Source organism: Pontibacterium sp., assembly GCF_041587635.1.
In the GTDB taxonomy this organism is placed as follows: Bacteria; Pseudomonadota; Gammaproteobacteria; order Pseudomonadales; family Balneatricaceae; genus Pontibacterium.
The window spans coordinates 1-9845 of sequence record NZ_JBFGYC010000093.1; the positions used below are offsets into that span (position 1 = coordinate 1).

The 9845-nt window shown below is 51.5% G+C and carries 8 protein-coding genes and 1 pseudogene; 5 read left to right on the forward strand and 4 right to left on the reverse strand.

What is annotated here, in order from left to right; translation table 11 throughout:
• Positions 1-245, forward strand: a pseudogene (locus ABYW01_RS06895) (TetR/AcrR family transcriptional regulator); the annotation flags it as partial.
• Between the two features lie 40 nt (positions 246-285).
• Here the strand turns inward: ABYW01_RS06895 and ABYW01_RS06900 are convergent.
• Positions 286-1335 (reverse strand): GlxA family transcriptional regulator, encoded by a 1050-nt coding sequence (locus ABYW01_RS06900; RefSeq protein ID WP_372831752.1) that lies wholly within the window; start codon positions 1333-1335, stop codon positions 286-288.
• 426 nt (positions 1336-1761) lie between these two features.
• Between ABYW01_RS06900 and dctP the strand changes: the two genes are divergently transcribed.
• The 4 genes from dctP (at position 1762) to ABYW01_RS06920 (ending at position 5538) form a co-directional block, all read left to right on the forward strand.
• Positions 1762-2772, forward strand: a complete 1011-nt coding sequence (gene dctP / locus ABYW01_RS06905) for a TRAP transporter substrate-binding protein DctP (protein ID WP_372831753.1) — start codon at positions 1762-1764, stop codon at positions 2770-2772.
• 123 nt (positions 2773-2895) lie between these two features.
• The gene (locus tag ABYW01_RS06910) at positions 2896-3444 is read left to right on the forward strand and encodes a TRAP transporter small permease (protein WP_372831754.1); all 549 of its coding nucleotides are present in this window, start codon (positions 2896-2898) and stop codon (positions 3442-3444) included.
• A gap of 12 nt (positions 3445-3456) precedes the next feature.
• Positions 3457-4746 carry a TRAP transporter large permease gene (locus tag ABYW01_RS06915; protein WP_372831755.1) on the forward strand — a complete coding sequence of 430 codons (1290 nt, stop codon included), beginning with the start codon at positions 3457-3459 and terminating at the stop codon, positions 4744-4746.
• Between the two features lie 114 nt (positions 4747-4860).
• Complete coding sequence (locus ABYW01_RS06920) at positions 4861-5538, forward strand: M15 family metallopeptidase (protein ID WP_372831756.1); 678 nt, start codon at positions 4861-4863, stop codon at positions 5536-5538.
• A gap of 4 nt (positions 5539-5542) precedes the next feature.
• On the opposite strand, the gene ABYW01_RS06925 is transcribed toward ABYW01_RS06920, so the two are convergent.
• The 3 genes from ABYW01_RS06925 to ABYW01_RS06935 are packed head-to-tail and all read right to left on the reverse strand — an operon-like array spanning position 5543 to position 9397.
• The gene (locus ABYW01_RS06925; protein WP_372831757.1) at positions 5543-7873 is read right to left on the reverse strand and encodes an ATP-binding protein; all 2331 of its coding nucleotides are present in this window, start codon (positions 7871-7873) and stop codon (positions 5543-5545) included.
• 10 nt (positions 7874-7883) lie between these two features.
• Positions 7884-8672 carry a substrate-binding periplasmic protein gene (locus ABYW01_RS06930; protein WP_372831758.1) on the reverse strand — a complete coding sequence of 263 codons (789 nt, stop codon included), beginning with the start codon at positions 8670-8672 and terminating at the stop codon, positions 7884-7886.
• Positions 8669-9397: a response regulator gene (locus ABYW01_RS06935; protein ID WP_372831759.1), complete on the reverse strand. Its 729-nt coding sequence runs from the start codon at positions 9395-9397 to the stop codon at positions 8669-8671. The genes ABYW01_RS06930 and ABYW01_RS06935 overlap by 4 nt, the downstream gene beginning before the upstream one ends.
• Positions 9398-9845: the final 448 nt, after the last annotated feature.

Here is a 9845-nt window from a genome sequence, read left to right on the forward strand (position 1 = left end):
GCGAATACAGTGCACCCGATCATCCGATTCACCAGCAATGTGCCCGTCATAAACTCAATGTAGCCATGCTATTGAATCGGCAGTTTGAAGCACTTGACATTGATTCTTCTCAGAGTTCCAGACTGACCGATGACCTGTGCCTACTGAAAGAGGGCGCGATCACCCTGGCTTATGTTCAGGGTGATCGTGGTGCCGCTTTGAAAGCAAAAATAATGGCTGAAAAGCTCATTCAGGGTTATCTCTGAAAGAAATCTCGTTTTCTTGAGTGTGGTTGTCATATTCAGATTACGCATTCTTAAATTTATCCCGTGCGTGACTCGGCGACAGGCCAAAGTAGTCTTTGAAGCAATTGCTGAAGTGGCTGGATGTAACGAAACCGCAGGCCAGTGCAATATTGGTCACAGGTTCATTACTCTGCATCAGTAAGCGGCGGGCATGGGTCAGGCGTAGCTCCAGATAGTATCGACTGGGCGAGGTGTCTAAGTGGTTCTGGAATAACCTTTCCAGCTGACGACGCGAGATGCCGATAATCGTGCTCAGTTCTTCCATGCTCATGGGTTCTTCGATATTTGCGGCCATCAGCTCCATAATGTCGCGCAAGTTTTGCGGCAGACAGGGATCATCACCGATACGGCTTAAGCTGGTATTGCTGTTTTCGGAAGTCTGATCACAGCTGAGAATCTCGCGAATCGCACGTACCACCTCTTTCCCCTGGGTTTGCTCGATCATACTGAGCATCATCTCCAGAGCACTTGCCGGTCCCGCACTGGTCAGACGTGTCTGGTCACTCACAATGACTTGATCTGAAACCCTGACGCGGGGGAAGTGCTCCTGCATAAAGGCGTGGTTATCGGGGTGCAGTGCACATTCCTGATCGTCCAATAATCCCGCGTGGGCCAGCGCAATCGCGCCGTTCCATAAGCTGCCAATCGTTACATTGTGACGTTGGGCGTCTTTCAGAAATTGACTCAGATGAGGTTGTTGCTCGGTTGAGCAACGATACCCGCCACATACCACCAGAATATCGGGCAGCTCGTGCCGTCCGTTGGTGAAATCTCGAATCGTATCTTGTGCGGCAATACCAATGCCCAAATCGCTGGTGACCGGTGAGCTATCAACCGCCAGAGTCTGGTAGCTGAAAAGGGGCGTGGTACGCACGAGGTTGGCGGTAATCAGCGCATCGACTGCGGCGGTAAACGCCATCATCGAAAAGTGTTCCTGTAAGACAAAGCCTACTGTTGTGGTGTTGAGCGGAGTCTCGTCGTTTGCCAGAAACGGGCTGTTGGTATCACGCATCAATGAACTGAAATGGCGTTTATCTTTTATACAGGTCATGGCTCCCACCTTTGTGCAATTTGGATAATTATTATTTTTATCTGTTATAGCAGATTGTTTAGACGTTGAGTAATAAGCGTGTCTGGTATAACTCTGTATATGTAAAAATATGTTTTAAGATGTAAATGGTCATTAATATATCAAGGCTATTTGGTTTTTTAATATTTACATAGAGCAGGTTTTGTAAGTTTTAAAAATTAAGATATGGTTGGAGAGGCTGGTTTCTTTGGGGGTGTGTAATAAGCCGTTTACAAACCGGGTTGTGAAATTATTTCATCACCTATTTTCGGTTTTTTGGCTGGCTGTAAATAGGGTTTTCATGGGTGTATAAAAATAAGTGTCGATGGGTTGCACGGTGTTCGAGTGCAGTCATCTGCTTTGTACATAAATATAAAAACCTTCAGTACGAAAGATCCGGAGAAAATAATGAAAACTACGAAAACCCGTTTCTGCCTTAAATCTATTCTCGCATCCAGCCTGATGGTCGGTGCACTCGCAACCACCACTGCGGAAGCGGCAACAGTGCTGCGTATCGCCAGTCAGCATGCTCCTGATCAGTACGCATCCGAAGTGCTGCGTGACATCAAAAAAGAGCTGGAAGGCGCAGGCGTTGATCTGAAAATCAAACTGTATCCTGCCGGTCAGCTGGGTTCAGGTGAACAGCTGCTTGGTGAAGCTGTGCGTGGCAGTATCGATATCGTTCACTCCTTCGTCTACAGCCATAAGGACCCGGTTCTGGAGATCAACTCTCTGCCGTATCTGGTATCCAACTATGACGAGATGGAGAAGGTGTTCAGCCCTGGCTCCAATTTCTACAGCATCTTTGACCAGCGTATGGATAAGATTGGCCTGAAACTGCTGGGTGTTACGGCGGAAGGTTTTATCGGCGTGATGTCATCTTCTACACCGAAAAACTACAAAGATACCGGCGCTAAAGGCCAGAATATCCGCGTTTGGAGCGCACAGTCTGCCAAGCTGGCGACTCAGGATATGGGTTATAACACCACCACCATCGACTGGGGTGATGCATTCCCGGCGATCCAGCAGGGTGTGGTTGACGGCATGATTGGCGCAACACCGGAAGCGACCTACACCACGTTCAAAGAAGCGATCAAAAACTACGTACCGTACAACGCTTTCGTTGAAAACTACGCCTACTACGCGAGCAAGAAAACCTGGGAGAAAAAGCTCAACGAAGAGCAGCGTAAAGTCGTGTCTGAAGTGTTTGCCAAGGCTGCCGCGAAATTTGTGGACTGGAGCCGTCAAAACGACGCAGCCAACCTGAAAAAACTGGAAGAGTTTGGTGTGGCTATCCTGCCAATTTCCGATGCGGAACGTGGCGCCATCGCCCAAGAGATCCGTAACGTAACCTGGCCGAAGCTGGAAGACCGTCTGGGTAAAGAAGTGTTGCAGCAGATCACTGCTGATCTGAACTAACGGCCCTGCATTGCTCTGTGTCGGTATCCGGCACAGAGCCTTTTTTATACGAGCAATATTACTCAGGAATTATCTCAGAGAGTATCTGCTCGTCTTCTAAGAATAATAAACGAGTGTTGCAGTATGCATTTAAATATTCCGCATCCGCTTCATCGTCTGGTTAATGTTCTGCTTCGCCTTAAAGAGTATTTTTTGGCGGCGGCCAGTTTGATCATGGCATTTGTGTTTTTCTTTGTCGTTATCTTACGTTACTGGTTTGAAGCTGATCTTTTTGCTTATGAAGAGTGGGTCTTAATGGTCGCCTTCTGGGTCTATTTTCTGGGTGGTGCCATGGGGAGTTATGAAAACACCCATGTGAAGGCTGACTTTCTTTTATCTATCATCGATAGCGTTCGCACTAAATGGATCGTAGTTAATTTTACGATCTTACTTGAGACATTAATCGGCTGTGTACTGACGTATTGGGGCTGGTTGATGCTGGATGAAGAGATCAGTGCGTATCCCGATTGGCAGCGTACGACCGGTTTGGAACTACCGTTCTTTATTCCCAAGCTGGGTATTTTCCTTGGCTTTGTGCTGATGACCTTTTACACCGCTCTGCATCTTTACAGTGGTCTGCGAGACGGACCCAGTGAAGAGTGGGAGTCGGACGAAGCGCCGCCTCATATCTAACGGGTATTTCCGATGTTGATTTTACTGACCCTTCTCGTGATCTGTGTCGCTTTGGTTATTGGTATTCCGGTACCTTTCGCCTTTGGTCTGGCGCTGATCTATATGTCTCTGACCGGTGATCATGATCCGGCAGGTTTCCTAACGTCCGGTCATTGGCGCATGAACGTGCTGGTGTTGCTGGCGATCCCGCTGTTTATTATGGCGGGTACAATCATGGAGCGCGGCAAAATTGCGCAACCGCTGGTAGAACTGGCGGAGCTGTTTGTCGGTCGCTTTAAAGGTGGTATTGCCTATTCTGCAGTAGGTGCCAGTGCCATATTCGGCTCCATTGCCGGCAGTGCAACGGCAACGCTGACCTGTATCGGCAGTATTATGATGCCGCAGCTACGTCGGGCAAACTATCCCGAAGGTTTATCAGCGGCACTGATTACCAATGCAGCGCCTTTAGGCCTGTTGATTCCACCCAGCGCGATACAGATTATCTACGCATGGGTTACCCGCCAATCGGTACTGAAGTGCTTTCTGGCGACCATCGTACCGGGTCTGATACTGGTTACTTTGCTGTGTATTGTGAACTACGTGATGCTGCGTAAATACAAAGACATCAAAGTACTGCCGAAGTCCGATAACTTTACCGGCGAAGTGGTGAAAAAGAGCCGTTATGCGATGCCTGCGTTGCTGATGCCCTTTATGATTTTGGGCGGCATCTACGGCGGTATCATGACACCAACTGAAGCGGCGGGTATTGCCGTGGTGTACGCCATTCCGGTGGGTTTCTTTATCTACAAAGGCCTGAACGTATCTAACTTTAAAGAAGCGCTGGTTCAGTCGGCGACCACCACCGGTGTGGTGATGGTGATGTTCTTTATGGTGATGATTGTTAGCCGTCTGCTGATTTTTGAAGACATTCCTGATCTGGCTAAAGACCTGATCTTTTCGGTATCGGATAACCCGATTGTTGTACTTATCATGATCAACGTGGTGATGATCCTGATCGGTATGCTGATGGATGATGTCAGTGGTGTATTGCTGGCGTCGCCCCTGTTGTTCCCGATTGTGGTGGAGTTGGGTGTCGATCCGATTCAGTTTGCTGCCATTGTGGGTGTGAATCTGGGCATGGGTAATATTACGCCGCCGACAGCACCGTTGCTCTATCTTGGCTCAAGGGTGACGGGGGTGAGGGTCAGTGCGATGCTGAAGCCAACCCTGATCATGATTCTGTTTGCATGGATTCCGACACTGATTGTCACAACGTATGTGCCTGAAGTGTCCCTGTTTCTGCCGGAGCTGTTCTTGGGTTGATCGGTTGGCAGATAAAACAGCGAAGACGTGGTGTAAACTGCGACTTCGCATGCAAACCCTGCGGATTGGGCTCCGCAGGGTTTTTTTCGTTTTATACAGCAGGAAAAGATTTCAATGAGTGGATTAACACCATCATCACCAGAGATACAAGCCATACCGGTTGATGAGTGTCATGAACCGCTGGTGGACCTTACCCAGTGTTCCGATCTGAGAGTTGGGCCGCCGCCGGAATGTCCTGAGACGGAGCCTGACTATTGTTGGGTGCGGCAGGGCGTGAGGGATCGACTTATTCAGGTACAGGAACGGTTGCCGGATGGAATCTATCTGCGGTTGTATGAAGGCTACCGCAGCGCGGCGGTGCAACAGATGTTGTTTACAAATCACCTGGCTCAGGTGAAGCAGGATCAACCGGATCTGAGCGAGCAACAGGCATATGTGGAGGCCACACAGTTAGTTTCTGCACCGACGCGGCCAGATGGCACAGATAATACACCTCCGCATTCAACTGGTGCGGCGGTGGATGTAGAGCTGGTGGATGCGCGCGGTGCGGTGCTGGATTTCGGTATGGAGATTGCAGATTGGAGCCGGGTGTCGTTAGCGTTGTGTGAAACTGGTTGTGCGGGCCTGTCTGAGTACGCCAAGCATCACCGGCAGCGCTTATTGGATGTCATGCAGCAGGTGGGCTTTGTGAATTATCCGCAGGAGTGGTGGCACTTCTCCTACGGTGATCAGTTCTGGGCGTATACGCTGGGGCAGCCAGCAGCGATCTATGGCCGCGTTAACCGCGGATAATCGGTCAGGCCTTCCAGTCGCGGGCTAATGCCAGTGAACGGTCCATCGTTTGACTCAACTCTTCCAGCAGCGCGTCTTCAGGCAGAGTGCCCTGATCAGCCAGGTCTTCTAACTTACGCAGGACGTGACTGGCACGGGAAAATCCAATCGTATCGCAGGCGCCTGCGAGTTTATGGGCCAGCTGTCCGCAATCGTAGGCATCACCCGCCGCGATACTGTTCTGTAGGCTGGGCCAGAGTTCATCAAATACGTTGCAGAATCCTTTCATCAGCGTTGCGAGCTTGTCCGCGCCCAGCATCTGTAGATGGACACCCACAATGCTCTGATCTAACAGCGGAACATTATTCATATCGTCGGGTGTCTCGTTGCCGGTTTGGGGTAAAGGGGTGGGTAGCGGGGAGAGTCCCATAATTGCGGCGAAGAGCTGCTCTTTTTGTACCGGTTTGGCGATGACGCTGCTGATTCCGGCCTCCAGATAGTTATGGATATCTTCAGGCCGGACACTGGCAGTCAGAGCAATGATCCGGGTGTCTTGATTGATACAGTCAGGATCATTGGTCAGACGACGACTGACCTCCAGACCACTGAGTCCCGGTAGGTGCATATCCATCAGGATCAGATCGAAACGTTGCTGTTGGCCCAACTCCAGCGCGAGAATACCGTCTCCGGCAATCGTCACCTTGTGTTGATGTTCTTCCAGCAATCCAAGTACGACCTGTTGATTGATCTCCACATCCTCCACCAGCAGGATACGTTGCGGTGTAATAGATCCCATTACATCTGTGACGGGCTGTGAGGTGGCGGGTTCTGAGTCAGCCAGTGACAGCTCAATTTCAAGCCAGAAAGTACTGCCTTTACCGGGTTGGCTGTTGAGTCCGATCTGTCCGCTCTGGTGTTCGGCCAGCTCTTTACAGATCGCCAGTCCTAAACCGGTACCCCCAAAGCGGCGGGTGATGGTCTCATCCGCTTGGGTGAAACGGTCAAAAATGTGCTCCTGTAGTTCCGGTTCAATACCAATACCGGAGTCGGAAATTTCAAAACGTAGTTTCTGGCGTGTGGCGGTCTGATCCATACAGCGCACGCGTAACTGGACAGCGCCCCGATCGGTAAATTTAATCGCGTTGGCGAGTAGATTGGTCAGGATCTGGCGAAGGCTGCTCTCTTCGGCCAGACATAGATCGGCCACATCATCGGCATAATCTAATGTCAGATTTAGTTTCTTGCGATCAGCCTCGGGTGACAGCAAGGTCGTGAGATTGTGCAGTAAGTTATGCAGGGAAAAGCGGGTGGGGCTGACGCTGTATGCGCCTTCCACCAAACGCCCATATTCCAGCACGTTGTTAAACGTTTCCAGCAGGGCATTGGTGGAATCGTGCAACACCCGGATATATTCGCGCTGCTTGCCGTCCAGCTCGCTGCTTTCCAATAGCTGGATCATCCCCAGCATCCCGTTCATTGGGGTGCGGATCTCATGGCTCATGGTGGAGAGGAAGCGGGACTTGGCGTTGCTGGCTTCCTCGGCGGCTTCTTTCGCCGTTTGCAGGCTCAACGTCCGCCGCTCAACCATCTCCTGTAGCTGGTCACGGTTATAGCGCAGGCGTTGTTCTTCCTGTTCGCGGCGGGCGATGTCGAGACGAATCGACTGACGCATATCGTTTAATGCGGTCACCAGCTGATCCAGTTCGTCGCGTTTCTTTGGTGCCTGGCGGCTGAGTTGCAGACTGTGCTCTAGCTCACCGGCCCCGATGTCACGGCTGTAGTTGGCCATCGCTTCCAGATGTCGGGTGATCTGGCGCTGAAAGATCACCAGAATCACCAGTACGATCAGTAACACCAGCAGGGTCTGATTTAAGAAAACACTAAAACTACGCTTGAGAATACGGGTGTTGATGGCGTGCAGGTCAAAACTGACATCCAAGCGCCCAAGAGTACGCAGTGTTTGCTGTGTGCTATGCACCAGTTCAAAGCTGTGGGTCTGCACGCGGTGATCCGGTGAGGGCAGGGTCAGCCCTTCGATATTAACGTCTTTGCTATCCAGCGACAGATAGGCGACATCGGGCAGGTTCTGAATCCCTTTGAGCTGCAATTCGATCTGGCCCTGATCCAGGTCCCAGAGGCTTTTGGCAAGGCTGGCAAGGTAACTGCTGCGGATCAGCTCTATCTGTTGATCAATGGCCTTATGTTCCCGACGGTAATCGAGGGCGAGCTGTAAGGCGGTCGAGAGCAGGATAAACAGAAAGCTGCAGGCGCATACGTACACCATCACCCGATATCCCAGTGGGTGTTCGCTGGAGTAACGGGCTATTTTGGGCAGCAATCCTTTAGGTCCGTTCATACGCAGTCAGTCATCTTTGATTGAGATGCGCAGGGGCATCGAGATATTTAAGGCTGTAGCGATCGGTGAGCCGTTTGATGGTGCCGTCCCGATGCATCTCTTGCAGACGTTCGTTAATAAAGGGCAGGTGTTTTTTCAGGTCGCTGTGATGACCCACGGCCAGATAATAAAACTCGATGCTGACGCGGTAATCCAGTGGCATCACCTGTTCATGAAAGCCCATTTTCCGGCTCTGCAATCGACCGCTTAACAATCCCACCGGCATAAAATCGATGCGCTGGCGGGCAAGCTTTTCAAAATTCTGCCGGTTGCGCGACACATGTTCGATGCGGGTGTTTTCCAGCAGAAAGCGGTCGAACTGTTCGCCAAAGCTATCCCCGAGCAGTAAGCCCGCGGTTTTATCCCGCAGGTCGCCCAGACCGCTGAAACTGATCGGCGTCTGTCGATTTACAAAAAGCGCGACCGGATCAGCAATAACCGGTTCCTGACTGAACCATAGATACTGCTCGCGGCTCGGAATGCGATAGGCCGCGACCACAATATCAACGTTACCCAGCTGTACTTCCAGCAAGCAACGTTTCCAGTTGTAGTTGGCGCTAAGCTGCACGTGGTAGCCCAGCTCGGCGAACAGTTGACGGGTTACTGCGGGTGCCAGTCCAATCAGCTGATCGCCCTGCGCCCAGGATACCGGCGGATAGAACGGATGGCCGCAGGCGGTGAGAGATCGGGCGTGAGTGGTTGGAGCCAGCAGTAAAACGGAAGCCAGCAGCGTGATGACTGCCAGCCGAACGCCTCTCATGCCATATCCACGGGTTTGGGGGTAAACAGGTATCCGGCCCCGTGTACGGTGAGGATGGTTTTAGGGTTGGCGGGATCATCGCCCAGTTTTCGGCGCAAACGCCCGATCAACACATCCACCGTGCGATCACTGGGTACCCATTCCCGGTTGCGAATCTGTTCCAGAATCTCTTCGCGGGTCATAACGCGCCCTGCATGGATCATCAGCGTATTCAGCAGCTGGAATTCACCTTCGGTCAGCTGAATGGGTTGCTGCTGCTCGTCGATCAATTGGCGGCGGTCCAGATTCAGTTTCCAGCGTTCGAACGATTTAAAGGTATGGGGTAGGGAGTCGGTGGGTTTGGCGTGGCTGCAATGGCGCACGCGGCGTACCAGATTTTTGGTGCGGGCCAGAATCTCACGGGGATTAAACGGTTTAGTGACGTAATCATCAGCGCCACATTCGAGACCGATCAGGCGATCCACTTCATCCAGGCGGCCGGTCACCAGAATGATCCCGACTTCGGTATGCACGCGCAGTTCACGGGTGAGGGTTAAGCCGTCTTTTCCGGGCAAACGAATATCCAGCAGCACCACATCAATCGCTTCGCTGCTGAGAATAGCTTCTGCCTGTTCAGCGGTGTCCGCCGTGAAAACGGTATAGCCTTCCTCCTTGAAATAGCTACTGAGGCACTCTCGGGTCAGTGCTTCGTCATCGACCACAAGTATTTTAGAGTCTGTATTCATCGGATGTTGATCCGTACGACCTGAAGTTATTGTTATTATATGCAGCGCACTCGAGGTACGCGCTCTGTCCCTAAACCTAGTGTGTTGCCTACCCCTTTGGCAAGCTTCATTTACATCGTGTTTACAACCTTTTACAGCTTTGAACGTATGGCAAGGTATATGGGCATCGTATTGAGTCTGTGACTGTCTGTGAATCGATCAAGACCCTGTAGGGTCGGATTTATCCGACCGGCAGCCTAAAGGGCTGCGCTGCATCTGTTCGGTGTGGTGTATTTCTGGGTCCCACGGTCCTCCGTGGGAACCCCTACGGAAGTCATCCGTTAGCTGGATGGTAATAACCGCTGTATGCATTCCCACGCGGGAGCGTGGGAACGAGGCACGGTAGTCCGTCAATTACATCTCTTGCAGGCGCTCTTTCAACATCGACCAGCGGGCGGCGATTTTGTCA